Consider the following 26,146-nt stretch of genomic DNA (forward strand, 5'->3'; position numbering starts at 1 on the left):
GACGGAGGAGCCGACAGCGGAGCAGAAGGCCCCGCGGACGGCGGCGCAGCCGGCACACCCGGCGCCCACGACGGAGGAGCCGACAGCGGAGCAGAAGGCCCCGCGGACGGCGGCGCAGCCGGCACACCCGGCGCCCACGACGGAGGAGCCGACAGCGGAGCAGACGAGTCCGGCAGCCGCTCTTGAGTACCCCCAGCACCAAGCTTCCGGGCGCCGGCGCCACAGCAGGCGCCGGGGTTCTGGAGACGCGCTTGACCAACCTGAGCCGGGAGGAGTTCGCCCGCGACATCTGGGCGCGGACTGCTCTGCTGACCCACCGTGCGAGCGATTTCTCCGACCTGTTCTCCGCCGACGACGTAGACGAACTGATCTCGCGTCGCGGACTGCGCACGCCCTTTCTCCGCGTTGCCAAGGATGGCGCCACCCTTCCCGATTCGTCATTCACCTCGTCCGGCGGCGTCGGCGCCACCATCTCCGACCAGCTCGACGACACCGCGCTGTGGCGCGGGTTTGCCGACGGCGCAACACTCGTCCTGCAGGCTCTGCAGCGCACGTGGCAGCCGGTCGCGGACTTCAGCGCCAGACTGAGCACGGAACTGGGACATCCAGTGCAGGCCAATGCCTACGTCACACCCCCGCAGAACCACGGGTTCGGCGACCACTACGACGTCCACGATGTCTTCGTCCTTCAGATCGAAGGCACCAAGCACTGGCTCGTCCACGAGCCCGTGCACTCGGACCCGCTGACCGATCAGCCCTGGACCGATCGCCGCTCCGCCGTGGCCGAGGCCGCGAAGAGCAAGGCCTACATCGACACCGTGCTCAAGCCCGGCGATGTCCTCTACCTACCTCGGGGCTGGCTGCACACTGCCCAGGCGCAGGGCCAGGTCTCGATCCACCTGACGCTCGGAATTCACAGCTGGACGCGCTACGCACTGGCCGAACAGCTCGCCCAGTCCGCACTCGCGGTGCTGCGCGAGGATCCCCAGATGCGCTGCACCCTGCCCTTGGGCGTGGAGGGGCCGGCCGGCGAGATCGACATCGTCCGCGAACGCCTCGTCGCCGCCGTCACAGAGGCCGATTCCGCCCCGCTGTTCCACCGCACCCGGCGCGGGCACGGACGCCCGGCGCCGCTGGGACCGCTGGCTCAGCTCACGGCCGTCGACGACCTCGGCCCTGAGTCCCCGGTGCGGCTCCGTGAGGCGCTGGAAGCACGGCTGGACGGCTCGCGCCTGACCACACGCGTGGGCTGGCTCGACTTCCCGGAGACCGACCTGCCGTCGGTAGCCCGCCTGCTCGACGGAGAGGCCCGCACCGCCGGTGATCTCGGCGTCCGACTCGTCGAGAGACTGCTGCGCGCGGGCGTACTGGTGCCCGCCGAACGGTGACTGCGCCGCGGTGAGTGCAACAGACCGCTTCTTCTGCGCCGACGTCGCCCGGATGCGCGGCGACTCGATCGTGGGCACCGCACCGCACGGCTCTGTCTGGGTCCTCATCGAGTACCGAGGCGGCTGGCCTCCCAACGGCTTCGACGGCCTGAATCTTGAGCCTGCCACCAAAGCACGCGTGTTCTCCGCCGCCCAGGCGATGCGGGCACGAGTGCTTCTGGTCAGGCGGCAAGGGCCCCGCAGGCCCGAAGGCCCCAGGCGCTGGGCTGTACTGCGCTATGACAGCTCCGGCGCCTACCGCCAGCAATGGGGCACGTGGAGCCGTGACGAGGACTTGGCGCAGATCGTCGGAGCCCTCGGTGCCCCCGGAGAGCTCGGCCGTCCGCCCGTCGTCCTCGTCTGCACCCACGGTCAGCACGACACCTGTTGCGCCGTGCACGGGCGGCCCGTGGGACGCGCCCTGAGTGAGCGCTGGCCGAACCTGGTGTGGGAATGCACCCACGTGGGCGGTGACAGGTTCGCCGCCAACGTCGTCGTCGCACCCGACGGCGTCTACTACGGCGGGTTAGATGCCATGTCGTCCGTCGCAGCGATCGAAGAGCACCTGGCCGACCGTATTCACGCAGAGCACCTGCGCGGATACACGGATCTTTTCCCGCCGCAGCAGGCCGCTGTCGCAGCCGTGCTCAGACGCTTCGGCCCCGCCGGCCGCCACGACTACGTAGTCGCCGAGACTTCCCGCGACATCGACCACTGGCGGATCCGCATCACCGGACGCCCGCCACGTCCCACGGCCATCGACGTCGAGGTGCAGGCCTACCGCACACCACCGTGCCAGCTGACCTGCCGCGGACCGTCAATGAGCTCGGCCGTGGACTACAAGGTCACGTCGATCCGCATCGGGTGAGCCTGTCGTCCTACCCACCGGCGTTGGGACGTGGATTCGGGGCGACCGGCCCGAAGGGGCGCTAGCTCGCTACCTCGGTCGTCTTTCCCCGTCCGCACCGACTACCGCCCATGCGTAGCTCGCGGCTTCGAACCCGCTGCAAGCCCTCAGCCACACGCCCGCCTCGTTGCGAACCCCCATCGACACCAACGCACTCCGGCGCCGATGGCCAGGGCTGTGAGCGCGGTGCCGGAGTGAGCGGTTAGTGCGTGCTCGTCGAAGCCCGGTGGCCTGCCACCGCTTTGGCCACGCCATTTATCGCGCGGATGCCGCGCTTCCGCAGGTCTCAGCGACATCAATTCACACCCAGGAAAGCGACGAGGTCCCCGGCGTAGCCGAACTGAGTCTTCATGGCCCGCATCCGTATCGCTTGGGACTGGAAAAACTGGTTCAGGGCGATGTCGTACTCGAAGACCGGCGAGATGGTCGGCTTCGATCTGGGCGGCGTGCGGGTGCCGGCCTTCGCCGAACAGGGCCCGCAGCTGTGCCTCGGTGATTTCGTCCCCGGCCGCCAGGCCGAGGGCGGGCAGGCCCCGGCCGGTCCAACGCCCCACCGGGACGCCTGCCTTCTCTTGAGCCTTGCGCAGCGGCTTGCGGGCCGGACGGCGGCCGTCGCCGACGATGACGACCTGGTGCAGGTAGTAGCGGTACATCTGCCCGCCGGTGACCTTCGCGATATCCATCATGCAGGCCACGCCACACCGCCCTGACCTGCAAGAAAAAACCGGTCAGCGGCGCCTCCCGCCAGGCGGGCGCAGCGGCCGAACTTTCATTCCGAGCGCCCGTCAGGCGGGAAGCGGCTCCGGCCGGCCGGCGAGTGTCATCACTCTCCAGCAATCCCATCAACACCACCGCCAACCAGCAACGAGCCCGCAGCACCACAGACCTCCCGCCCCAACCCGACACCCCTATCCCCGAAAACCAGCGGGGCTTCGGTCGGCAGTGAAGCCCCAAAGCCGCTGGACGCTGCCCTCGCCATGGACCTCCGCCGACCTCAGGACTACTACGACCGCGTGTGGACGCTCGCCCTCCGCGCCAACGATCTCGCAGCCCTCGACGGCGATGCCCCCGACTCCTACGAGGCATTCGCGTGACTGCCTCATCGCACCGCACCGCCCAGGCCCTCGACGCCCGCAGGCAGAAGACCGCCGCCAGCCTGGTCAGGATCCGAACCACGGTCGACAAACTCGCGGCCAGCGGGGGCACGACCACCATGGCCGTTGTCGCTCGCCAGGCAGATGCCTCCCGCACCTTCCTCTACGAACACCCCGAAGCACGACGGCTCGTCACAGACACCGCTGCCCAGGCTCGCGGACTTACGGTCGATGCCGAGGAAGCCCAGCACCAGATGATCGAGGCTTCCTGGCGTGAGCGCGCGCTGAACACCGAAGATGCCCTCAAAGCCGCCCTCGCCGAGATCGCCAACCAGCGCAAGCGCATCGCCGAACTCCTGGGCCAGATCGCCGAGCTGCAGCTGGACTGGACAGATGCCGACGTCGTACGCGTCACCACCGCCAACGTGGCCCTGCGCCGTGAGATCAGAGCATTGACGAACGACAACGAACGCCTCAGCAAGCGCCTCACGGCCGCCCGAGACAACGCTCGCTTCCCCGACCGGCGCATCGCTGCACTGGAGGCCACCATCGCCGAGCAGCTCATGGCGCCGCCCGCCGACGGCTGAGAACGGCACGTCGCACCAGATGGTGCCCACGGCCCCGTCCGCCCGCGTAACCGCGCGGGCGGACGGGGCCAGCGCCTCACGCTGCCGCAGCGCATAAACATGCACGCTTCCGTGGTTCGCAGACGGCCGGCTGCAGGCTGGTCATTCCTCTGCGTCGCGGACCCGGAGTGCGATCTGCACCCGGTTCTCGACCGCCAGCTTGGCGAACAGGCTGCCTGTGTGCGCCTTGACGGTCGCGATGCTGATGTGCAGCCGCTGGGCGATCTCCGGGTTACCCAGTCCGTCCGCGATGGCCCGAGCGGTTTCGAGTTCTCGTTCGGTCAGTGCGGACAGCTGTTTCCGTGCGGCTTCGCGGGATGAGCTGCGAGCGTGAGCGGACTGCGGACCGGTGGCTGCGGCGATCACCCGTACCGTGGCCGCTGGAGACAGCACGGGCTTGCCGTCCGCGACGGTCCGCACCGCATCGAGAATCTGCGGCGGTTGGGTGTCTTTGAGGACGAACCCGAGGGCTCCGGCGCGCAGTGCGCCGAGCACCAGATCGTCGGAGTCGAATGTGGTCAGCATGAGCACCCGCGGCGGCGCCGGTCGGGTGAGGAGTTCCCGGGTTGCGCTGAGACCGTCACGGCCGGGCATGCGCACGTCCATCAGTACGACGTCCGGCCGATGCTCGTCCACCACAGTGATCGCGGCGTCCCCGTCGGCCGCCTCCGCGACGACGGTCAGGTCCGGTTCGCCGTCGATGACGAGCCGCAGCGCCATTCGCACCAGCTGTTCGTCGTCGACGAGGACGACGCGCACCGGCTCCCGCTCGCTGTCCACTCAGGTTCTCTTTTCGTGGGTGGGGTCCGGCCAGGGTAGTTGGGCGGTGAGGATGTATCCGTTGTCGGGTGTGGGGTGGTGGTTGAGTTCTCCGCCGGCGAGGTTGATTCGTTCGGTGAGGCCGAGCAGGCCGAATCCCGATGCCGGTGGTTGTGCGTTTCTTGTGGTCGCCGGGGAGTTGCGGACGCTGACGTTGAGTTTGTCGCCTGCGTTTCCTTCGAGGGTGATGTGTACGTGTGCGCCTGGGGCGTGTTTGGCGGCGTTGGTGAGTCCTTCCTGGACGATCCGGTAGCAGGTTCGTCCGGCGACGTCAGATGGTTTTCCCGTCACGGTGGTGGTGAGCGTGACGTCCAGTCCGGATGTGCGTGCGTCGGCTACCAGGTCGGGGATGCGATCGAGGGAGGCTTGGGGTGGTTCCGGGCGGCCCGGGTCGGCCCGGAGCACTCCGAGGACATCCCGTAGTTCTTCCAGGGCTTGGTGGGAGCCGTCGGCGATGCCGCGGACCAGCACGCGGTTTTCCTCTGCTGCGAGGTCGCTGCGATGGTCCAGTACTCCGGCCTGCATGGCGACCAGGGAGATCCGGTGCGCGAGCACGTCGTGCATCTCGCGGGCGATCCGGTTCCGTTCCAGGGCCCGTGCCTGCGCCGCTCGTGCGGCCTGTTCCCGTTCCGCGCTCTCCGCCCGCTCTCGCAAGGACCGCACTTCGACACGCCGCGCGCCGATGGCCATGCCCACGGCCACCGCGATGCCCGCGGTCAGTGCCGGGAACGCCAGCTGGAACCATAGCGAGCCGGGCGTGCTCTGGACCGGGTAGAGCCCGACGGCCAACTGTGACGCGGTCACGTAGGCCAGCCCGACGACCCCGATCTCCACCGGACGGCGACGGGTGGAGAGCGAGGCCAGCGCCAGAAGCGCGGCGCCGGTGGCGAGTGCCGACGCGGGCGAGGCGACCGCGACCGCCATGGCGACGGCGAGCGGGAACCGCCGTCGCCACAAAAGCGCCGTCAGGCAGCCGAGAGCCACCAGCGGATCACCGATGAGGAACCAGGAGCCCGTTCCGGCCGCCTGCCACCTCAGCAGCACACCGATGGAGAGCCAGGTCGGTATGCCCACTGCCGCGGCTGCCGCCAGCCGCCAGGTCTGCTGCCACCCCCCGAGCCGTGGCGCGACGTCTGTATTCACCTGGCCATTGTCGCGAAGCCGTACGGCCGGTGAGTCAGACCGGAGGCTGATGTGTCCTTCGACCAGAGTCGAATCACCGTCTCGACTCTGGTCGAAGGCGATCGAGCCGCCGGGCTGATGTGCCGGCGGCGTCGCACGGACAGACTCGTCGAGGCGGTCGGGATGGTGATCGCAGCCCTGTCCGCCCCAGCGCTGATCCGCGGCGGGGCCGTCCCAAGCACGCCCGTTCCGGCGCCCCCGTGCGCCCCTCAGGAGGACATCAGATGCACCGAACCTTGTCCCTCGCCATCGCCGCCACCGCGGTGGCGGCGACCACGATTCCTGGAGTGGCGGTGGCGGCGACGCCAGACTCCGTGCGGTGGGGCCCGTGCTCGGAGAAGGCCGCCTCGGAAAAGGTCGCGGTCGCCTCGGAGATGGCCGCCTTGCCCCGTCTGGAGTGCTCGACACTCGAAGTCCCCCTGGACTACCGGGATCCGGACGGCCGGCAGATCGAGATCGCGATCTCCCGGCTGGCGAGCAAGGAACCCTCGCAGCGCCGCGGTGTGCTGCTGACCAATCCGGGCGGCCCCGGCATCACGGGACTCGGCTACCCGGCCGTCCTCGCCGGCTCAGGGCTGCCGCAGGAGGTGCTGGACTCCTACGACCTGATCGGCTTCGACCCGCGTGGCGTCGGACGCAGCACGCCGGTGACCTGCGATCTGACGCCGGAGCAGCAGGCACGCGGCAACGTCCCGCCGTACGCGCACACCGCGGCCGATGTCGCGCGGGAGGCGGCGAAAGCGCGGCCCATCGCCAAGCAGTGCGCCACCTCACGGACGGCGTGGATGCTGCCGCACACCACCACCGCGAACACCGCGCGCGACATGGACCGGATCCGGGCGGCGCTGGGCGAGCCGAAGCTCTCGTACCTCGGTGCCTCCTACGGCAGCTACCTCGGTGCGGTGTACACGACGATGTTCCCGAAGCGCAGCGACCGGGTCGTGCTCGACAGCAACCTGGGCCCCGGCGGTTACGACGTCACGGCCATGCGGTTGCTCGCCCGTGGACTGGAGGACCGGTTCCCGGACTTCGCGGCGTTCGCGGCCGCGCACCCCGAGTACGGTCTGGGCGCCACACCGGAGCAGGTGAGGGCGAAGTTCTTCGATCTCGCGGAGCGGCTGGAGGCGAAACCGGTCCAGGGCTTCGACGCGACGTCGTTCCGCGGGATCACGTTCGACCGCCTCTACAGCGATGCGGACATGCCCCTGGTGGCCAAGACCTGGCAGGCGCTCGACACGGACCAGCCGCCGCCGCCCATCCCACCGTTTCCGAACATGGAGAACTTCATGGCCGCCCGTTTCTCAGTGATATGCGGTGATACGCGCTGGCCGGAGACGGTCCAGGAGTATCAGCGCAACGTCGCGGTCGACCGGCTGAAATACCCGATGCTGGGCGGGTCCACGGCCGGGATCGGACCGTGCGCGTTCTGGCCGGACGAGCGGGCCGAGCCGCCGGTGCGCATCGGTGACCGGGGCCCGTCGAACGTGCTCATGGTGCAGAACGAGCGCGACCCGGGGACTCCGCTGGCCGGCGCTCAGGAGCTGCGGCGGGCGTTCGGGAAGCGGGCCACGATGGTGACGGCCGACCAGGGCGGGCATGGTGTCTATCCGTTCGGCCCCAACACGTGCGCGAACGACGCGGTGACCGCGTTCCTGACCACCGGGCAGCGCCCGTCGCAGGACCTCGCCTGCGCAGCGGAACCCAGCAAGTAACAGGAGTAGAGGCATGCTCAAGGAGTGGCGGCATCGTCGGGCTGTGCAGCAGGTCAAGCCCGGGGACGGGCGACCGTTGAAGCGTCTCCGCTGGTGGCAGATGCTTACCCGCGCACTGTTCCATCTTCGGCTGATGAACGACGACGGCCGGCAGACGATCTACGCCGTCGACGTCAAGCATCAGAATCAGTCGGAGGGCTACGTCAAGGCCCACCTGTACCTCGACGGCCGGCATCACGCCGAGTCCAAAGTCCCTGCCGTCTTCCCCGTCCAGGGCGGCACCGTCGAAGTAAGGACGAGCAGCTTCGGGCTCAAGAGCTGCCACTACGTCACCGCCGAGGGGACCGAGCACCAACTCATCCCGGACCCCGCCTCCGCCGAGGGGCGCCGCGCGCGCCTCGACCGCGTGCACCCCGCGCTGAGCCGCTGTATCGGTTTCCTCTCGTCGATCGTGCTCGTCATCGGCCTGGTTCTCCTGCTCCTTCAGCTCGCCGAACAGGTCACCCGGGCACCGGAGGGCGTCGCCCAGTACGTCGGGACGTTTACCTCGCCCATTGATCTGTCGGCATGGGGCAACGCCGTGGTCGGGCTCGTTACTGTGGCGGCCAGCACGGAGCGGGCGCTGCGGCTGCGCTACAACTGGCTGCTCGATGGCGGGGTGGGCTGACCCCCGCTTCTTCGGACGGTCGTTGTGAGAGTCATTCCGTCGCTGTGACGACCGCGACTCCAGCGGCCGACCTCATGTCCGTGATGGGCGACACCACGAAGGTGACCGACGACAAGCGGTGCAAGCAAGGTCGCTTCGGGGAGCTGGAGTGCACGCTGGGGGACCTGGCAGCCGGTGCATCACAGACGGTGTCCCTGAAGACGCAGGAAGCCTCAGAGCAGTGCAACGGCGAGTATGGCGGCCTCTTCTGGTCCTACAAGGCGGGCAACTTCCCTGAGCAGCCTGCGCCTGAGGCGAAGACGAGCATCTGTCCTCGAAGGTTGTTACGAACGGTGTTACGGGCTGGCGGCTGCGTCTGCGACTGCTGGCCCAGCTGATTGTGGAGGGCTGACGGGGCTGCGGCGCATCAGCCGGACGGGTGCGCGAGCGCCCTGCTCATCGGGGGATGCGCGCCAGCGGCGCCTCGTCACCTGCTCGGACCTGCTATCCCTTCGTCGAGGCAGTGGGCCCAGTCATCGCGGTGGACGTAGCAGTCGGCGGGCTGGTGCGGTGCGACGGCCCCGCTGCGTGTGCCGGTCACCAACGTCGGTCATACGCTGAAATCCCCCGAGGAAGGGCGGCGACAGGATGCGCTCCACGGCAGTGTCCTCCACCACAAGCAGTTCGCCGAGCAGCTGAGGGCTGCCCCCGTGCCGCCGCCCTTCGCTTTGCCCGTCCAGCTCGCCTTGGCCCGCCCGGTCGAGGAGATCCCCGAGGGGCCAGGCTGGGCGCTGGAGCCGAAATTATGGGGACGGGGATTGGCACGGCGCGGGTGTCCGGGAGGCGCCGGTGTGCCATGCCTTCCACGCTACGTCGCACGCCCCGCGGGTAGGGGGTGGAGCTTGTACCCCCCATAAGCCCGACCTGCCACGCCTGGCGCAGAAGCGGTCTCCTGGAATCGCGCCTCGGTCACGACACCACCGACCGTCGCGCCTTTCCTCCACCGACCGAATATGAGGTCCACTCCATGGAACGTCGCAAAGCGCTCGGACTGATCGCCGCCACCGGCGCCGCCTCCTCCTTCACGGCTCTGCCCTCCTTCGGTGCGGAGACTGGCCGCGCCGCGGGCGCCACAGGACAGGGCAGGGCCGCGGCCAAGGGCGGCTACACCTTCGCGCTGGACAAGAACGTCAAGCGGACCTCGGTGCGGTTCAAGAACCGCTATGGCATCGAGGTCGCCGCGGACCTCTACGCGCCGAAGAACGCCAGGGGAAAGCTCTCCGCCCTGGCGGTCAGCGGACCGTTCGGCGCGGTCAAGGAACAGTCCTCGGGCCTCTACGCCAACGAGTTCGCCCGCCGCGGCTACGTCGCCCTCGCCTTCGACTGCTCCTTCAACGGGGAGAGCGGCGGCACGGTGCGCGACGTGGCCTCCCCCGACATCTACACCGAGGACTACAGCGCCGCCGTCGACTTCCTCGGCCTGCAGAAGATCGTCGACCGCGAGCGGATCGGCGCGCAGGCCATCTGCGGCCTGAGCGGTATGGCGCTCACCGCGGCGGCTGCGGACAGCCGTATCAAGGCGGTCGCCACGGCCTCGATGTACGACATGTCGCGCAGCATGTCCCGCGGCCACGAGGACTACTACACGCCTGAGCAGCGCCGGAAGGTCGTGGACCATCTCAGCCGGCAGCGCTGGATCGATGCCGAGCACGGCACCTGCGCGCGGCTCTCCCACGAGGTCCCCTTCGACGAGAACGGCAACGTCGCCCCCTCAGACCGCGTCCTGCCCAAGACCCTCCCGGCGGACGCCGACCCGATCACGGCGATCTTCTTCGACTACTACCGCACCGAGCGTGGCTACCACCCGCGCTCGATCAACTCCACCACCGCGTGGACCGCGACCACGCCGATGTCGTTCTTCGCCTTCCCGCTCATGACGAACATCGACATGCTGGCGCCCCGCAAGGCCCTCTTGGTGGCCGGCGCCGACGCGCACTCCCGCTACTACTCCGAGGACGTCCAGGCGAAGGCCCCCGACACCGTCGACCTCGCGATCGTCCCGGGCGCGGACCACGTCGACCTGTACGACCGCAGGGACCTCATCCCCTTCGACAGGCTCGACGAGTTCTTCACCAAGAACCTCGCCTGACCGAAAGTGCCCCGACAGGCCGGTACCGCCACCGGCCTGTCGGAAAGCGATGAGAGTTGAACGTGCGGGGGGGCGGGTCAGTCGTCGAGTGTGGACGTCGTACTCGCCCTTCGGGCTGATCAGGAACGGCTGCCCCTCCGGCACGCCCCGATCGTCCAGCCACTCACCGAGTCCGGCGAACAGCGAGCCGAACTCCCGCACGAACGAAGTCACTTCGCGTGGCCGTGCCAGTTCCCGGCGAGTGAAGTGCACCCGCCATCCCGTGATCGACATAGCGCCGGACTCTGTCCCGCGGACAGTTCAACAGCGCATAACCGAAATGGGATGGCTGGCGCTGCCAGATCCATACCGGCTCGGGACGGGTGTGGAGCCGGCACGGCACGGACCTCACTCACGCATTCTCCGATGTCGCGCAGGCCGCACGGGGCCTGCCGGACGTGGCGCTCGACGGCGAGCTCGTCGCCGTCAAGGATGCCGGTGAAGTGGCCTTCGAGCGCCTCCAGAGCCGAGCCGGACGCGGGCCACGGCCCGGTGCGGACTTCGCCGTCCACGTCGCCCTCTTCGACATCCTCGCCGTCGGCGACACCGACCTGCGCAGACTCCCCTACAACCAACGCCGCGCCGACCTCCTGCGGGCCCTCGACGGCGCGCCGGCCACACTGCAACCGGTCCCTCCACCCGCGACGTAGAGGTGGCGACCGCCTGGGTCGGCGCCCTCGGCGGAGTGGAAGGCATCGTCGCCAAACCGCAGCACTCGCGCTACGTGGGCGGGCGAAGTTCGGGGTGGGTGAAGTGGCGCCAGCGTCACACCGTCGACGCAGCAGTCATTGGAGTCACCGGCACGACCCCCGCGACGCAGGCCTTCATCCCGGGGCAGCCCCGTTCCGGCCGGATGCGGCCCGTTGGCGTCAGCCTCCCCTGTGGGTGCCGAACTTCGCCGGGCGGCAGCTCCGCTCCTGCACCCGGCCGGCAACACGATGCGCGAACTGCCCGGCACCGTCGGCGGCCTGCCCGGTGCCGACCCGATCCTCTACCTGCCGGTGCTACCCGAGATCGTCGTCGAGCTGCAGGCCGACCAACTCCGCCCCGAGTTCGGCCGCTACCGCCACCGACCCCGAGTGCTCCGCATCCGGGCCGAATTGCATCCGATGCAAATCGAACCGCTTCCGGATCCGGGCGAATCCGCAGGTCGTCAACCTGGCGACGATCCGGGTGAGCGCCGCTGACCTGCCGTTCTCCAGCCCGGACACGTGAACGCCACGATGTTGCATTGGATGCAACGCGTGGACAGGCAAGAGCACCACCCTGGTGCGGCTCACTGGTGCTGCTCGACGGTGTGGTCCGCGCCGGTCCGGTCCGGTGTGCGATCAGCGGTTGCGGGCGGTGGTGACGATGGCGGGCAGGAGGGCGATGGCGAGGGCTGCGCTGGTGAGGGCCAGAAGGCGGAAGCTGGCTGCGGCGACGACCAGGCCGGAGGCCAGGCCGCCGGTGGCGCCGGCGATGGCGATGGCGACGTCGACCAGCCCCTGGGTCTTGGCCCGGGTGGCCAGGGGGACGGCGTCGGTGACGATGGCGGTGCCGCTGAGCAGGCCGAAGTTCCAGCCCAGGCCGAGCAGGACGAGGGCGAGGACGAGGAGGGCGACGGAGTCGCCCGGTGCGGTGGCGGCAAGGATGCCGGCGGCCAGGAGGGTGACGGCGGCGACGCCGGCGATGGCGGTGGGCCCGTAGCGGTCGACGAGCAGCCCGGTCAGCGGTGAGGGCAGGTACATGGCCCCGACATGGAGGGCGATGACCAGGCCAGAGGCCGCGGTGCTGTGGCCGTGGGCCTGCATGTGAAGGGGGAGCATCGTCATGACGGCGACCATGACGAGTTGGGTGAGGACCATGGTCACCACGCCCAGCGGCAGGCTCGGGCCACGCCGCTTGGAGTGCGGCGCGGGCGGGGACGTCGAGGGCGTAGCGGTGTTGGCTGCCGTGCCCTGCGTTGCGGCAAGGGAACGGGCGAGCAGGAGCGGGTCGGGGCGCAGCCAGAGAATCAGGACGAGGGCGGCGAGGGCGTAGGCGGCACTGGAGATGAGGAAGAGGCCGGTCAGGCGGGGCAGGCCGAGGGCGGCGGCGAGGTCGCCGGTGGGGCGGTGAGATTGGGGCCGACGATGCCGCCGAGCGTGGTGGCGACCATGGTGGCGGAGACGGCGCGGGCGCGGTGGGCCGGGGCGGCGAGGTCGGCTCCGGCGTAGCGGGCTTGGAGGTTGACGGCGGTGCCGGCGCCGTAGAGGAACAAGGAGGCGAAGAGCAGGGCGGGGCTGTCGATGGCGGCGGCGATGATGACTCCTACGCCGCCGAGAGCGCCCATGAGGTATCCGGCGGAGAGCCCCGGGCGGCGGCCGCGGGCCTGGGATATGCGGCCTACGGCCACGGCGGCGAGGGCGGAGCCGGCGGTAAGCAGAGCGCTACCCAGGCCGGCCAGGGCGGTGGTGTGGAGCATGTCCTGCAGGAGGAGGCCGGCGACGGTGACACCCCCGGCGAGTCCGACACCACTGAGGCCTTGGGGTATGAGCAGGACGGTCAGAATGTGCTTTTGCGTGCGGGCGACGGGCGCGCCGGTGTCCGGCGCGGTGCTCTGCGGTGAGGATGTGTTGGCAGGGGCCGTTGGGTGGCGGGTCATCTTGGCTCTCCATGGACAAGTCCGCAGTGGGCGCGGCGGATGGCACCTCCGGCGGGCCGGAGTGCGGCGGGCTGCGGAAGAGCAGCGAGCGGGCCCCGGCATCACGCCGGGGCCCGCCGCTTCAAGACCATGCGCTTAGTCCCGAAGGCCGGACTCCGGGAAGCATGCCGGGGGCGCCGTATTGGTCTTTGCCAGTTGGTTCAGGGGCGCTGGCCCCAGTCCAGGCGGTGGGCCAGAGCCGCGGCGGTGAAGGCGGCTGCCAGCTCCTTGCGGCCCTCCGTGAAGTGGGCCCAGCTGTCGTAGTGGACGGGCACCACGCGGCGGGCGCCGAGGAGCTGGGCTGCTTCAGCGGCCTGAGCACTGTCCAGGACGATCAACTCGCCGTCGAAGAGGTTGGCGAAGCGCGGCGCGCCGGCGAAGAGGATGGCGGTGTCCACCGGGGCGAACCGCTCGGCGATCTCCTTGATTGCGTCGAGGGAGGCGTTGTCGCCGCTGACGTAGACGCTGGGCAGGCCTTCCCCGGTCAGGATGAATCCGACGACTTCGCCGCAGATCGGCTCGACCTCCTCGCGCGGGCCGGGGCCGTGGATGGCGGGGACGCCGGTGACGGTGATGGTGCCGCCGTCGGGGCGGTTGAGTTCGATGGACTCCCAGTCGGCCAGGCCCGTGGCCTTCTCCCCCAGGCGCCGGCCGCCACCAGGGGTGGTGAGAGTGAGGGGGACGTCGGCGAGCAGGGCCCGGCCGGAGGTGTCGAGGTTGTCGGCGTGCTCGTCGTGCGAGAGGAGCACCACGTCGATGGGGCCGAGGTCGGCGGGGGCGCCGGCGGAAGGGGCGGTCTTGGTCAGGACCCCGCCGGGCACCTGGTGGTCGCCGGGGGCGTCGAAGGTGGGGTCGGTCAGGAAGCGCAGACCGCCGTACTCGAAGAGGGCAGTCGGGCCGCCGAAGACGTGGACCGGGAACTGGTCGGTCGCTGCAGAAGGAGCGGACACAAGTAAACACCTCACGGATAGAACTGGGTGAAACGTGAGATGACAGTAACCACTTCTCACGGAAGCATGCAAGCCGTACCATGAGAGATATGAAGGAGTCCGTGGTTGAACAGCCCGCCCTGCCGCCCGCCCAAGGGGAGGAAGAGCACCTTTCCCTCGCCCTGGCCAACAGTGCGATGGCCATGCCCGGCGGACACACCCTCGATCGCCTGGGGACTCCTGCGCAGACCAACCACTGGCTGACGGAGCGCGGCCTCGCACCGGTCGACGTCGGCATGCTGGAGATGTGTGCCTCGCAGCTGCGTTCGCAGCGCGAACAGATCAGGTCGCTGTTCGCCTCCCGCGCCGCAGGGCTTCCCGCCCTCCCCGCCGCCGTCAGGGCCATCAACGATGCGATGACCCGCGTCCCCACGGCCCCGCTGCTGCAGTGGGACGACAAGAACGGCCCCTACCGCGCCACTCCCCACCCCACAACCGAGATCGTCGACCACGCCCTGGCAACCCTCGCCGCCGACGCCGCCGACCTGCTCACCGGCCCCGACGCCGAACGCCTCACCGCCTGCGGCTCCCCACCCTGCAACCGCTACCTGCTCCGACACGGCCGCCGCCACTGGTGCTCCACCCGCTGCGGCGACCGCGCCCGCGCCGCCCGCGCCTACGCCCGACGCACCCAGCCCAAATCAGAGTGAACGGCCTGCCTACAGCGTGTTGCAGAAGGCTGTGATCGGGCAGGTCAATGTCAGGTTTGACGGTCTTCGTCAGGCAGCCAGGGCGAGGTTGTGCATGTGCGCGACGACCTGGACCGCGCGGTGGAGGCCGTTTCCCCTATTGCCGGCAGTGGCCAAACGATGCCGAACACCGCAGCTTTCGAATACGGCCGGTAGCCATCCGCGGCGACATGACACCCGACATGCTTATCGACGCGCCCTGATTCCTGGCTGGCAGGCAGCTGCTTCACACAGTCGGTAGGTGCTTCGGTAGGTACGTCGGTAGGTATGGCTTCGTCCACGAGGACGGACAGCTCTTCGACAGCGTTTCGGGAGGCGTTCGGCCGTCTCCGCCTGGTGAGATGTTCACGAGTTTCGGTTCTGGCTCCACTTCTGTGGTCGGTCACGCGGGGTCAGCCGGTCACGGAAGAGTTTGCGCAGGGGCCCATCCAGGCCAACCGATGCGCCCGGGTGCGACATGCCACCTCTGGCGTAATCGGCTCGTTGGGTCGGCCGGCGGTGTCAGGCTGTACGAGTTGATCGCTGTCGTGCGAGGCGCCACGTGTATACGGGGCGTGTTAGCGCTCTTCGAGCGGATCGCCGCTGACTGCCCGCTGGATCGAGTATGCCGAGGGCGTGTTGGGCTGGGCACTGTGACCCGGAACAGTTGGCCGGGGTGTTAAGGCACCGGCGCGGAGCCAGGGAGAAGCCGCTTCCCGTCCTGGCCGGCACAGCCTCGCAACCGGGCTCCGCACAACCGCCCACTGAATTCCCGTGCCTGGGGACGAAGGGATGCGAGCAGCGATGACCGATGGCGGGCGGAAGCCGGGCAAGGCCGGTGTGGACCGGTCAGAGGGGTTTGGCGAGCGGTTGCTGGGTGTGCTGCTGGACCGGGCTCACGAGATGCCGCCGCAGTTGATCGCCCCGCTCGTCGCGGAAGAGGTGGCCAGGGTCGGTGGTCGGGACCTTTCGATCCTCTTGCAGGACTACGAACAGATGCTGCTGGTTCCGCTGCCGGGCCGAGGGCTGACGGTCGGTAACTCCGAGCCGGTTGAGGACTCTCCCGCCGGTGAGGCGTTTCTGAGCCGCAGAACGGTAGAGGTGCCGCAGGACGGCAGTGTGCGGATGTATTTGCCGCTGCTGGATGGCAGTGACCAGGTCGGGGCGATGGCCGTCACTCTGGAGAGCGTCGATGACGACGACCGGCGGCTACTGCGCAGGCTCGCCGGTTTGGTCGCGGACATGATTGTCACCAAGGACGCTTACACCGACCTGTTCTTCCAGGCCCGACGCAGCGCCCCGATGAGCGTGGCCGCAGAGATCCAGTGGTCGTTGCTGCCTCCGCTGTCGATGATTGTTCCGCAGGTTGAGGTGGCCGGAATCCTGGAGCCCGCGTACCAGGTGGCCGGCGACAGTTTCGACTACGCCCTCAACGGCGACATCCTTCATGTGGCCATGATCGACGCGATGGGCCACGGCCTGGACGCGGCGACCATGGCGACGGTGGCCATCGGCGCCTACCGCCACACTCGACGGGCCAACACCGGTCTGTCCCAGGTGTATGCGTTCATGGACAAGGCCATCAACGAGCAGTTCGGCCACGACCACTTCGTCACCGCGCAGATGATGTGTCTGAACATCGCCACGGGCTTGCTGCAATGGGTCAATGCCGGCCACCCGGCACCGCTGCTGATCCGTAACCGTGCCGTGGTGGACCGGCTGGAGAGCCCGACCACACTGCCGGTCGGCTTCGGCGGTGAGGAGCCGGAGGTCAGCGAGCGGATGCTGCAGCCCGGGGACCGATTGCTGTGCTTCACCGACGGCCTGATCGAGGAACACCGAACCGGAGGGGAACAGTTTGGTGAGCAGCAACTCATCGAGTTGACCAACCGAGCCGGCCGTGACCACACCGCGGTGCGGCCGGTGGTGCGCGCGCTCTCCCACGCCCTGAAACAGGGGCGGGGCGGCATCACCAGCGACGACGCGACCATCTTCCTCATCGAGTGGCGGGGAGGCGACGCCGATCATCTGGCCACCCTCGATTGAGCGGGTGCAACCTTCTCGCCGTTGGTGCCAAACCCTCACGACATCAGTCATTCGCAATTCGCCTCGATGCAGAGGACAAGGACAGCCGTCACCACAGGATCTGTTGGACCTTCGGACGCCGCTCTGCCCTGCCTGCACTGGGAGCCGTCCCAGGCGGGCATTCGCCACTCAGCGTGCATGCTCACAGGAATTGACCAGAGCCGGATTCGGATCAGGAACAAATTCCGTGAGGACGATCAAGGGATTCGGTCTTGGTGACATAGCGCCATCTGGGAGCGATCGTGGTCGCCGTTCAGGACGCGGCTATCGGACCGGCCCTTGCTCGTCGACGAACACGGTGGGCGTGGACAGAAACACCTCGTCGTTCACCGGGCCGTAGGCGATGTTGAACGTGTCCAGCCAGTACGACCAGTCCTGCATGCCTGCCATGCTGCTGAAGCGATAGTTGAGCTGCCAGCGCACCCACTGGCCGGGGGCAAGTCGCACTGCCGGGGGCCGTCGCGGCCGGGGCGGCAGGGCAAACAAGGGCTTCACTCGGGGCAAGACCCTCAGCCGTCCGTCGGCTTCACGGAGCTGGACATCGACTTTGCCGCGCTCTACCTGGGTGTCATACGGCTCGAAGCCGTCTCGCTCGTGCATACGAATTACGTGTGCGGAGGCGGCCTCGACACGCGGGAGAGCGAAGCCGATCGGGGCCGCGTTCCTGCGCGAAGCAGCCTCCCCTCCCCGAGACTGCTTCGTCCAGGACGTCCGTATCCACTGGACGGTGATCTCCATGGCGAACCCCTGCCGACTCGTCGAGGAACTCACTCTATGTCCGTGCTCAAGAATCACCGGGCCCCTCCGGCAGCTACTGGCTGTGCCGACAGGCGGGCAGTGAGTAAGACGCGCTTGCGGAGGAGCGGGAGCTTGGCTCGGCCGAACATCTGGCGCTTGATCATCTTGACGTGGTTGACCCGGCCCTCCACAGGACCCGAGTTCCAGCAAGTGGTCAGGCCCTGGACGACGGCATCCCAGTCCTTCTCCAGCCCGGTGGTGCAGGTGTGGAGTCCAGGCAGGTCATCGGCGCGGGTGGCGGCGATCCAATCTTTGAGGTGCTGGCCGGAGCGTACTGTGAGGATCTCAGCGAATGCGCGGACGTGCCCATGAAGGGCGGTCAGTTCGGGGCTGGGCGAGGACGGAAGTGAACTGGCGGCGTTCGTCATCGCCCAGGCGCTCAGGGTGCCGCGTCATCCAGCCGGTAACCTGCCGAACGCCCGGTGGTGCGGGGGCGACAACACGGATGCGACGTTGGCGCCTGGGTCGTAGGTAGTCGTTGATCGTTTGGTAGCTGCCGCGGTAGCCGAGTTCCTGGAGCTCAACGTGCAGATGAATCGCGTTGGTGTGTCCTTCGGCCCAGCGTTTGCCAAGGTGGGGTTTGTAGGGGTCGAGCTGGCTGGGCCGGGGCCGGTGTCGGCCGGTGAGCAATTCTTCGGGGGGGGGTGAGGCGCGGGCGGTGCGGCGGACGGTGTTGCTCACCCGTGTGTGCAGGACAGATGCCAGACGGCTCCCAGCCCGGCCACCGAGTGCGAGGGCGACAGCCTCCAGAACCCGCCGAGCGGCAGGCGTGCTGCGACCATAACGAACTGTCAGGCCCTTGACCTGCTTGGCGAACGTACGCCGCGGACAAAAAACGTTCTCGCAGTACAGCAGCCGCACCGTCAGCTCGATCAGGACTGGCCGATCCCCGACAGGCGTACTGGCAAGGCATCTTCCGTACGTGCTGTGCACCCGGTCGGAAAGCCCCGCGCACCGCGGGCAGGCCACCTCGGCCTCCCGGGTTCTCGCCACCACGTGAACCGCTTCGCGCTTGGAGAACACTCGCTTCACCAGCAACTCGCTGATGTGCGGAAATAGGCCACCGCCGAGCTCATCACACCGGACCACGATGCCAGATGACGCTATGTCACCGAGACCGAATCCCGTTGATCGTCGTCACGGAATTTGTGCCTGATCCGAGTTGGGGCCACCGATATCAGGGGGTAACCGTCATGTTTTCTGTGAAGGGTTCGATGCCGCGCTGACTGCCGCCGCGGGCTCGGGTGTGCCAGATGGAGGGCCCCGGCCTGGAACAGCCGGGGCCCTCGTCGTGCTGTGGAGTGTCTGGGGTCAGCTCGGCTGGTCGCCGGTGTAGCGGTAGATGGCGCTGGCGGAGTTGACGCACCACACGGTGCCGTCGGCGGCCGCGCCGATGTCGACCGCGCTGCCGGGGATCCCGGTTCAAGGGTTTCGCGTCATGGCCGGTGTACCGGTAGATCTGGTTGGAGCCGTTCACGCCCCAGACGTTGGTCCTGGACCCGACCGAGATATTCGAGAGCCCGCGAGAGATCTTCTGCCAATCAGCCATGCACGTGCGTTTCAGTTGACGTTGCGCTCGGATACTTGGTCGGCAACGAGAACAACCAAACGGACACACTTGCTGATAGGCCGAGCGGACCATCCAACAGGGACGGCTATGCCTCTGCGGTGCCAAAGGCACAGGGCCCATGCGCTCCCGCGCGAGTCCACTGACGGCCGGAAACACAGTCACCCACGAGAGGGCCATTCATGCCACCCATGGCAAGGCCCCAGGGCTACTCAGCAAGACGGTTCAGGGAAGGTACTGAGGTCGAGGGGCGCGCGCATGTGGTCGAGGTCGGCCCGGGCGGCCTTGAGGGTCTCGTCGCCGGCGCCGCCTCCGCGGGCGCCTGGCATCGTGTGAGATCGGTGGTCCGTCGCCCGGAGTACGGTGAACGCATCGGGACATTTCGAGCACTCCCCCTTGCCGGCGTTCCCCTCGGCGAGAACGCAAGGAACGCTAGCTTCCACCGCAGCGATGCCTTGCCGGAGCGGGAAGAGCGGCGGTGGGCCCGGCCCGGATCATCCCGCCGTCACGTCGGCAACTCGCGGACAGAACGATGAGGGCGGTGAGGACGCCAACGCTCCATGACGGCGGCCGTAGGTGTGAGCCTTCACCTCACCCGTGGGCACCTCGTCTGACAGAGAGGCCAGCATGAGACCAATAGAAACGATGCCTTCGGCAGGGATGGCCGAGGTCCGCATCGTTGCCGGATCCCCCGGCCACCCGCCGCGTCGCAGAAGTTCTGTGGCACTGCTTCCCGCCACCGAACAGAGCAGCTACCCCGCCGGCCAAGATGGCGACCCGGCTCCACGTCACCGTGGACACCACCCACAGTTCCGAGCCCTACGCGACGGCCCGCCGTGGCTGGTGACCAGCAAGTCAGCCACGCGTGGCCGCCCGCATCCAGACGAGGTCTAAGGAAGCCCATCCTCAGCTACACAGCTACGCCCGAGTCGGCTCCTCGACCGGGTGTCCCCTTCCGCCGCGATGAGCACGGCGCATATTCCCCCGAGGTGGCAGTCATGGCATCACTAGGCGACCGGAAGGCTTACCGCGAGAAGATCATGCAGGCTCTCTACGAGGCCACGGAAGGCAACCGCCTGCTGGGTGTCACCGGAGCGAAGCTGCTCCAGGAACTCGCGATCCCCGAAGAGGATCTGGCGGCCGCCTGCACCTATCTGGTGGGCGAGGGCCTGATCACGGTCGACTGGGCCTCGGGCAATACGCCGACCATGGTCACGCTGACGCACCAAGGCATTCGACGCATGGAGGCTGAAGAAGAACAGCACGGTTGAAGCAATGCTCAGGCGGCGTCCGGACCGTTCGACTGCCACACCGCGTGTAACGCCAAAGGATGCGTGGGGGGGGTGGGCGAGGAGTCGCAGTCCACGTCTCGCTCGCGGGACTCAGATGCGACGGCACGAGGAATCTGTCAGGGACGGGAGCGCGTGCCCTACCGGCGCAGTTCCGGAGAACAACCCGTCCGGCCGTTAGTGCTCGGGCTGTGCGGAGGGTACCGGTGAACCATGGCTGGCACCTTCACCACCCGCACGATCAACGTCACAACCGGCTCCACTGAGACCCTGCACGACCTGACGAACGCATGCTCCGCGTTCCTCCGGGAGGCCGCTCATGGGCGAAACGGGCTGCTGAACGTATTCACCGCCCATGCGACGTCCGGCCTGGCGATCATTGAGACGGGCGCGGGCAGTGATGACGACCTGCTGGCGGCCCTCCGCGACATTCTTCCCGCGGGTGATCGTTGGCGGGACCGCCCCGATGGTCCAGGCCGCGGCGGCGCCCACGTGCTCCCGGCTCTGGTGCCGCCACACGCCACGTTGCCCGTAGTCGATGGTGAGCTTGAGCTGGGGACCTCGCAGTCCGTCGTACTGGTGATCACCGACGGGGACAGCCCGGAACACCAAGTCCGGCTGTCATTCCTCAGCTGACAACCCGACAACGTCCCGCGGCTGATCGTCCCCAGCTGGCAGTCCGTGCCGTACGAGACCGCCCAGATGCCCGCACGGGAGGCTTCGTCTACTCCCGCACCGGCCACCCCGAGGACTCCTGTGGCGCCCCCCCGCTCCGCATCGGTCCGGCTAGCCTTACCAGGAGTAAACTACCCGAGGGCACTTCGTACACCCGTTCTAATGCTCGTGTCGTTTTCGGCGATTCACGACACCAGGCCGGTTGCGGTCGGCTTGGGGCAGGGTCCGCATCATGACCACGACCATTCGGTATCCGCCAGCGGTCGAAGGCCGGACCGCTTCGCTGCCCCTCCGACTCGTGCTGGCGCCGGCCGGCACCGCTCCAGCTCTGCTCGACGGTGCATGGTGGCCCCCGCTCCCGTGACCTCGCGGCGGAACTTCCCGCGCTGACAGCCGTCCTCGACCTGTGGGGGCGGATCACCCACGTCACGGTGAAACCCCACGTTCTGGCCGGTCATCCCTCGGAAGGTGTCCGTCGACGGGCATGTGGTGGGTCTCGGCTGGTTCAAGGCCGAGCAAGATCCACACAAGTTGCTGCTGCTCTCCTTCGACATCGGGCGTTGGGACCTTCTTGTGATTCCTCCGGAGACCGGTCCCTTCGAGAGCGCGGGCGCGAGTCACCTACATGGCCGGTAGCCACGGACTGCTGGCCGGATCCGGGTAGCCGCCGGCTTCCAGCGTGATGCGGACCCGGGCGCTGTCCGATGGGCGACCCATCGGACAGCGCCTAACCACTTACGTCACCCGCCGCCCCCGGAGTCACAATCTGAGAGGGCCGACAAGTCCGCTCTCACCGGCCGCCTGCCACCGCCCGGGAAAGGGCCTGGTCACGGCTACTGCTTGGTGCGGCCGGCGGAGGCTTGCTGCGTGTCTGCTCCGGAGCTGACGTGTCGCTGGGTCTCCTGGGGGCCGTGCCAGTCCAGGCACATCACGGTGGCATCATCTTCGAGCACGCCGCCGGCGGCGTCCCGGACCGCGGACGTCAGCATCAGTGTGGTCTCCCTCGGGTGGAGATCCCTGGTGCTCTTCAGCAGGGCGGGCAGGTCGACCCTCTCCCCATGACGTTCGAGCATGCCGTCGGTGAGCATCAGCAGACGGTCACCGGGGCGCAGGTCGATGTCCTGAGCCCGGTAGGGGTGGGGCGCGACCGCGGACAGCCCGAAGGGGGGGTCCACCTCGCAGGGGATCACCTCCACGGCCCCCTCGCGCATGCGCAGCGGCCAGGGGTGGCCGGCGTTGACGAGCTGGGCCTGGCCGGTGTGCAGGTTGATGCGCAGCAGCTGTCCGGTGGCGTGGTCGTGCCCGTGGTCGGCCAGTGCCCGGTCGGCACGGTGGGCCTGGTCGGTCAGGCCGGCTCCTGCGCGGCGCGCGCCGCGCAGGGCGCCCACCAGGACCGTGGCGGTCAGGGCGGCGTCGATGTCGTGGCCCATGGGGTCGGTCACCGACAGGTGGAGGGTGTCGCGGTCCAGGGTGTAGTCGAAGGTGTCGCCGCTGAGGTCTTCGGAGGGCTCCAGGTTCCCGGACAAGGCGAACTGAGCCGCCTCGCACGACAGCGACTGGGGCAGCAGCTGGTATTGGATTTCTGCTGCCAGGGTGGGGGGTCTGGAGCGTTTGCCCCAGGTGTAGAGGTCCGTGAAACGCCCGTTGGCGATCACGATGTAGGCCAGGATGTGGGCGGCTTCTCCGACCGCGTCGAGGACGTCCTCGCCTGGGTCGGCGGGCAGGAACAGTTCCAGCAGCCCGATGGCGTCTCCCCGGTTGGTGACCGGAAAGATCAGACGCAGTCCCTGGCCGGTGGCCTCCTGATAGCGCCGCTGGGTACGGATCACCTGCTCGTAGACGCTGCCGAACAGGGGAATCCGCTCCGCCTCCCGCCCGCCCTCAACGGCGGGAGCGGTGGACAGCCGTGCCACGGCCTTGCCCGTCAGGTCCACGATGAGGAAGGAGACCTCCGTGGCCGCGAAACGCTGCCGCAGGTGCTCGGCGACCACGTCGACGGTGTCCACCGGGGCCGCCGTCTCCGCTGCCGTCAGTAGCCAGGGAAGTTCACTGTGTCCACCATCCACGGCAACGGTCCCTTTCACCGGCCCCGCCTACCAGCTTGGGAACCGCCGCGGTGAGCGTCAAGTGGGGGTCACGGTAAGGCAAGGTCGTTACGCTATGCGTTCGCAGAAATGAGTACGTCCAGCCGACGGGCACGGCCGTCACGGATGCCCTGGTCACGAAGGCCGAGGACCGCCCCTCTGCTGGGCAGCCAGGGCGCGATGCTCACAGAACCCGGTCCTTTCAACGGGCCCGCGTCTCATGAGACACCTCGCACTCTGGAGAACGACGGCTGGAGATGCCAGATCCATACGACACGCCCTGAGCTGCCTGCTCGGACTCACTTCATGAGGACGGTCGAATCCGTGAGGCAAGCCGTCATTGTGGACGGCCCGCTGCCGGTCCGCGCTCGGACCTGTCCTTCTTCGCCCAGTCGGCCGCGGAGGGTTCGCCGCGGCGGACCGATCCGGGGGCGCGGCCGGTGGGCCGGTGGGGGCGGCGTTCGTAGGAGCTGAGCTGCCAGGGCACGCTGATGACCATGACGCCGGGGACGAAGAGCAGGCGGCTCTTGAGCCAGAGGGCGGACTGGTTGTGCAGCAGGTTCTCCCACCAGTGGCCGACGACGTATTCGGGGATGAAGACGCTGATCACGTCGCGGGGGCTGGTGCGAACGATTGAGCGCACGTACTCCACCACCGGCCCGGTGACCTCCCGATAGGGAGAGGCCAGCATCTTCAGCGGCACCTCGAAGCCGGCGGCGTCCCAACGTGTCTGCAGCTCCCGGGCCTCGTCCCGGTCGACGTCGACCGTCAACGCCTCCAGGATGTCGGGGCGGCTCGCCCGCGCGTAGGCCACGGCCCGCAACGTCGGTTTATGGATCTTGGAGACGAGGACGACGGCGTGGACCCGGGAGGGCAGTACGAGCTCGTCGCGCGGGTCGGCGACGGCGAGTTCGGCCGCGGTGTTGTCGTAGTGCCGTCGGATGCTGCGCATCATCAGCCACAGCACCACGGCCGCGATCACGGCCAGGTAGGCGCCCTGGGTGAATTTGGTGAGCAGGACGATCACCAGCACCAGGCCGGTGACAACGGCGCCCACGGTGTTGATGGCCCGTGCGGTGTGATGGCGCCGCCGGCGGGCCGGTTCGTCCTCGGTGCGCAGGACGCGGTTCCAGTGCCGCACCATGCCGGCCTGGGAGAGCGTGAAGGAGGTGAAGACGCCCAGGATGTAGAGGTGGATGAGGCTGGTGACGGAGGCGTGGAACGCCCAGAGCAGGGCGGCGGCGACCACGGCCAGCGCGACGATGCCGTTGGAGAAGGCCAACCGGTCACCGCGGGTGTGGAGTTGGCGGGGCAGGTAGCGGTGCTGGGCCAGGATGGACGCCAGGAGCGGGAAGCCGTTGAAGGCGGTGTTGGCGGCCAGGACCAAGACCAGGGCGGTGGCGGCCTGGATGTAGAAGAACCCGACGCTGTGGACACCGCCGAAGATCGCGGCGGCGAGCTGGGCGATGACCGTGCGCTGCGGTGTGGTCTCGCAGTTGCCGTTGAAACCGGTGAGCCGGCAGGTGTCATCGGTGATGTGGACGTCCGACACCAGGGCGAGGGCCGTGATGCCGGAGAACATCACGATCGCGGTCAGACCCATGGCGCCCATCGTGGTCGCGGCGTTCTTCGACTTGGGCTTGCGGAAAGCCGGCACCCCGTTGGAGATGGCCTCGACACCGGTCAGCGCGGTACAGCCACTTGAGAACGCGCGGAGTCCCAGCATGAGCAGTGCGAGACCGGCGAGGTGAGCGTCGCCGGGGGCCGGCGTGATGCCGTACGCGGCGGATTCGGCGACCGGGGCGTCGCCGACGATCCACCGGAACACCCCGGTGGCGCACATGATGAGCACTCCAGCGATGAACAGGTAGGTGGGTGCGGCGAACGCGCGCCCCGACTCGCGCATGCCGCGCAGATTCACCGTCGCGAGAAGGGCGACGAAGGCGACGGCCAGCCCCGTCCGGTACTCATTGAGCGATGGAATGGCGGAGATGATGTTGTCCACACCGGAGGCCACGGATACGGCGACCGTCATCACGTAGTCGACCAGCAGGGACGCGGCCACCACCAGCCCCGCCAACGGCCCGAGGTTCGTGGACACCACCTCGTAGGAGCCGCCTCCCGACGGATAGGCATGGACGACCTGACGGTACGACAGGACCACCACCGCCATCAGCCCCACCACCGCGACCGCCGCCCAGGTGGCCAGATGCAAATAGGCCAGACCGCCCAGCGTCAGCACCAGCAGAATCTCCTGCGTGGCGTAGGCGACCGAGGACAGCGGGTCGGACGCGAAAATCGGCAACGCCAGCCGTTTGGGCAGCAGCGTCTCCTGCAACCCTTCACTCGGCAGCGCACGGCCGATCAGTATCCGCTTGACGGCATCCACGACTTTCGCCACGCCGGGAGCGTATGGGCACCTCAGGGCTAGGGACGGCTTTGGCGTGGCCGAAACGGAGTACCGGGCAACATGTCACGCGAGATGCCGCTCGGCGCCCGTGCCCGCGGCCTGCCAACCCCTCAGGTGTTCGCCGTCGGCGAGCCCGGTGCCGGGAACCCGCGCGTTCCCGCTCCAGCCTGGTTAAGGCCGCTCGAAATGGGTCGCCGTGCGGACCCCGTCCACAGACCAGTGACAGGAAGACCTCATCAACGATCTCGGCGCGTCGGGCACAGTCGGGACCCGAGCATCACATACTCGTTGTGCAGCAGCGCCATGGGGCGTACG

Annotated in this window: 20 protein-coding genes and 4 pseudogenes; 14 read left to right on the forward strand and 10 right to left on the reverse strand. The window is 68.4% G+C overall.

All coding sequences use genetic code 11. From position 1 onward, the window contains the following. From ACH4FH_RS31670 to ACH4FH_RS31680, 3 genes and pseudogenes are all read left to right on the forward strand, one after another. Window positions 1-186: pseudogene (locus ACH4FH_RS31670) on the forward strand (BatC protein); the annotation flags it as partial. Further along, on the forward strand, window positions 183-1,388 hold the full coding sequence (locus ACH4FH_RS31675) for a cupin domain-containing protein (RefSeq protein WP_398559398.1): 1,206 nt from the start codon (window positions 183-185) through the stop codon (window positions 1,386-1,388). The pseudogene ACH4FH_RS31670 and the gene ACH4FH_RS31675, both read left to right, overlap by 4 nt. A 10-nt stretch (window positions 1,389-1,398) precedes the next feature. Further along, the gene (locus ACH4FH_RS31680; protein WP_398559399.1) at window positions 1,399-2,295 is read left to right on the forward strand and encodes a sucrase ferredoxin; all 897 of its coding nucleotides are present in this window, start codon (window positions 1,399-1,401) and stop codon (window positions 2,293-2,295) included. Between the two features lie 146 nt (window positions 2,296-2,441). Here the strand turns inward: ACH4FH_RS31680 and ACH4FH_RS31685 are convergent, their stop codons facing one another. Next, the gene (locus ACH4FH_RS31685) at window positions 2,442-3,020 is read right to left on the reverse strand and encodes a relaxase domain-containing protein (protein WP_398559400.1); all 579 of its coding nucleotides are present in this window, start codon (window positions 3,018-3,020) and stop codon (window positions 2,442-2,444) included. Between the two features lie 404 nt (window positions 3,021-3,424). Here ACH4FH_RS31685 and ACH4FH_RS31690 point away from each other — a divergent pair, with 404 nt between their 5' ends. Continuing rightward, entirely contained in the window at window positions 3,425-4,015 is a 591-nt protein-coding gene (locus tag ACH4FH_RS31690) for a hypothetical protein (RefSeq protein ID WP_398559401.1), read from the forward strand. Window positions 4,016-4,156: 141 nt separating this feature from the next. On the opposite strand, the gene ACH4FH_RS31695 is transcribed toward ACH4FH_RS31690, so the two are convergent. Both ACH4FH_RS31695 and ACH4FH_RS31700 read right to left on the reverse strand, forming a co-directional pair. Continuing rightward, complete coding sequence (locus tag ACH4FH_RS31695; RefSeq protein ID WP_398559402.1) at window positions 4,157-4,834, reverse strand: response regulator; 678 nt, start codon at window positions 4,832-4,834, stop codon at window positions 4,157-4,159. Continuing rightward, window positions 4,835-6,016: a sensor histidine kinase gene (locus ACH4FH_RS31700; RefSeq protein WP_398559403.1), complete on the reverse strand. Its 1,182-nt coding sequence runs from the start codon at window positions 6,014-6,016 to the stop codon at window positions 4,835-4,837. It abuts the gene before it with no gap. A gap of 263 nt (window positions 6,017-6,279) precedes the next feature. Between ACH4FH_RS31700 and ACH4FH_RS31705 the strand changes: the two genes are divergently transcribed. From ACH4FH_RS31705 to ACH4FH_RS31725, 5 genes and pseudogenes are all read left to right on the forward strand, one after another. Further along, window positions 6,280-7,767 carry an alpha/beta hydrolase gene (locus tag ACH4FH_RS31705; RefSeq protein ID WP_398559404.1) on the forward strand — a complete coding sequence of 496 codons (1,488 nt, stop codon included), beginning with the start codon at window positions 6,280-6,282 and terminating at the stop codon, window positions 7,765-7,767. Window positions 7,768-7,780: 13 nt separating this feature from the next. Beyond that, window positions 7,781-8,434, forward strand: a complete 654-nt coding sequence (locus ACH4FH_RS31710) for a hypothetical protein (protein WP_398559405.1) — start codon at window positions 7,781-7,783, stop codon at window positions 8,432-8,434. Window positions 8,435-9,440: 1,006 nt separating this feature from the next. Then, window positions 9,441-10,562 carry an alpha/beta hydrolase gene (locus tag ACH4FH_RS31715; RefSeq protein WP_398559406.1) on the forward strand — a complete coding sequence of 374 codons (1,122 nt, stop codon included), beginning with the start codon at window positions 9,441-9,443 and terminating at the stop codon, window positions 10,560-10,562. 329 nt (window positions 10,563-10,891) lie between these two features. After that, window positions 10,892-11,251, forward strand: a pseudogene (locus tag ACH4FH_RS31720) (ATP-dependent DNA ligase); the annotation flags it as partial. Between the two features lie 288 nt (window positions 11,252-11,539). Beyond that, window positions 11,540-11,788, forward strand: coding sequence for a hypothetical protein (locus ACH4FH_RS31725; protein WP_398559407.1), 249 nt, complete (start codon window positions 11,540-11,542; stop codon window positions 11,786-11,788). 141 nt (window positions 11,789-11,929) lie between these two features. Here the strand turns inward: ACH4FH_RS31725 and ACH4FH_RS31730 are convergent. Beyond that, window positions 11,930-13,227, reverse strand: a pseudogene (locus ACH4FH_RS31730) (MFS transporter). A 200-nt stretch (window positions 13,228-13,427) separates the two neighbouring features. Then, on the reverse strand, window positions 13,428-14,216 hold the full coding sequence (locus tag ACH4FH_RS31735) for an MBL fold metallo-hydrolase (protein WP_398559408.1): 789 nt from the start codon (window positions 14,214-14,216) through the stop codon (window positions 13,428-13,430). A gap of 89 nt (window positions 14,217-14,305) precedes the next feature. Here ACH4FH_RS31735 and ACH4FH_RS31740 point away from each other — a divergent pair, with 89 nt between their 5' ends. Next, window positions 14,306-14,905 (forward strand): CGNR zinc finger domain-containing protein, encoded by a 600-nt coding sequence (locus ACH4FH_RS31740; protein WP_398559409.1) that lies wholly within the window; start codon window positions 14,306-14,308, stop codon window positions 14,903-14,905. An 822-nt stretch (window positions 14,906-15,727) separates the two neighbouring features. Continuing rightward, window positions 15,728-16,969: a PP2C family protein-serine/threonine phosphatase gene (locus ACH4FH_RS31745; RefSeq protein ID WP_398559410.1), complete on the forward strand. Its 1,242-nt coding sequence runs from the start codon at window positions 15,728-15,730 to the stop codon at window positions 16,967-16,969. A gap of 303 nt (window positions 16,970-17,272) precedes the next feature. On the opposite strand, the gene ACH4FH_RS31750 is transcribed toward ACH4FH_RS31745, so the two are convergent. The 3 genes from ACH4FH_RS31750 to ACH4FH_RS31760 all read right to left on the reverse strand — a co-directional run bounded on the left by ACH4FH_RS31750 (window position 17,273) and on the right by ACH4FH_RS31760 (window position 19,553). Continuing rightward, complete coding sequence (locus ACH4FH_RS31750; protein ID WP_398559411.1) at window positions 17,273-17,746, reverse strand: hypothetical protein; 474 nt, start codon at window positions 17,744-17,746, stop codon at window positions 17,273-17,275. A 53-nt stretch (window positions 17,747-17,799) separates the two neighbouring features. Next, the gene (locus ACH4FH_RS31755; RefSeq protein ID WP_398559412.1) at window positions 17,800-18,174 is read right to left on the reverse strand and encodes a transposase; all 375 of its coding nucleotides are present in this window, start codon (window positions 18,172-18,174) and stop codon (window positions 17,800-17,802) included. A gap of 809 nt (window positions 18,175-18,983) precedes the next feature. After that, a complete protein-coding gene (locus ACH4FH_RS31760; RefSeq protein ID WP_398559413.1) occupies window positions 18,984-19,553 on the reverse strand; it encodes a tectonin domain-containing protein in 570 nt (189 codons plus the stop codon). A gap of 818 nt (window positions 19,554-20,371) precedes the next feature. On the opposite strand from ACH4FH_RS31760, the gene ACH4FH_RS31765 reads away from it, so the two are divergent. From ACH4FH_RS31765 to ACH4FH_RS31775, 3 genes and pseudogenes are all read left to right on the forward strand, one after another. Beyond that, window positions 20,372-20,644, forward strand: a complete 273-nt coding sequence (locus ACH4FH_RS31765) for a hypothetical protein (protein WP_398559414.1) — start codon at window positions 20,372-20,374, stop codon at window positions 20,642-20,644. A gap of 231 nt (window positions 20,645-20,875) precedes the next feature. Further along, a complete protein-coding gene (locus tag ACH4FH_RS31770; RefSeq protein WP_398559415.1) occupies window positions 20,876-21,298 on the forward strand; it encodes a YjbQ family protein in 423 nt (140 codons plus the stop codon). Window positions 21,299-21,569: 271 nt separating this feature from the next. Continuing rightward, a pseudogene (locus ACH4FH_RS31775) lies at window positions 21,570-21,946 on the forward strand (DUF5994 family protein); the annotation flags it as partial. Window positions 21,947-22,170: 224 nt separating this feature from the next. Here the strand turns inward: ACH4FH_RS31775 and ACH4FH_RS31780 are convergent. Both ACH4FH_RS31780 and ACH4FH_RS31785 read right to left on the reverse strand, forming a co-directional pair. After that, on the reverse strand, window positions 22,171-23,343 hold the full coding sequence (locus ACH4FH_RS31780; RefSeq protein ID WP_398559472.1) for a PP2C family protein-serine/threonine phosphatase: 1,173 nt from the start codon (window positions 23,341-23,343) through the stop codon (window positions 22,171-22,173). 415 nt (window positions 23,344-23,758) lie between these two features. Continuing rightward, window positions 23,759-25,822, reverse strand: coding sequence for an APC family permease (locus ACH4FH_RS31785; RefSeq protein ID WP_398559416.1), 2,064 nt, complete (start codon window positions 25,820-25,822; stop codon window positions 23,759-23,761). Between the last annotated feature and the right edge of the window lie 324 nt (window positions 25,823-26,146).

The sequence above is a fragment of the Streptomyces sp. NPDC017993 genome (genome assembly GCF_044328065.1).
Lineage (GTDB): Bacteria > Actinomycetota > Actinomycetes > Streptomycetales > Streptomycetaceae > Streptomyces.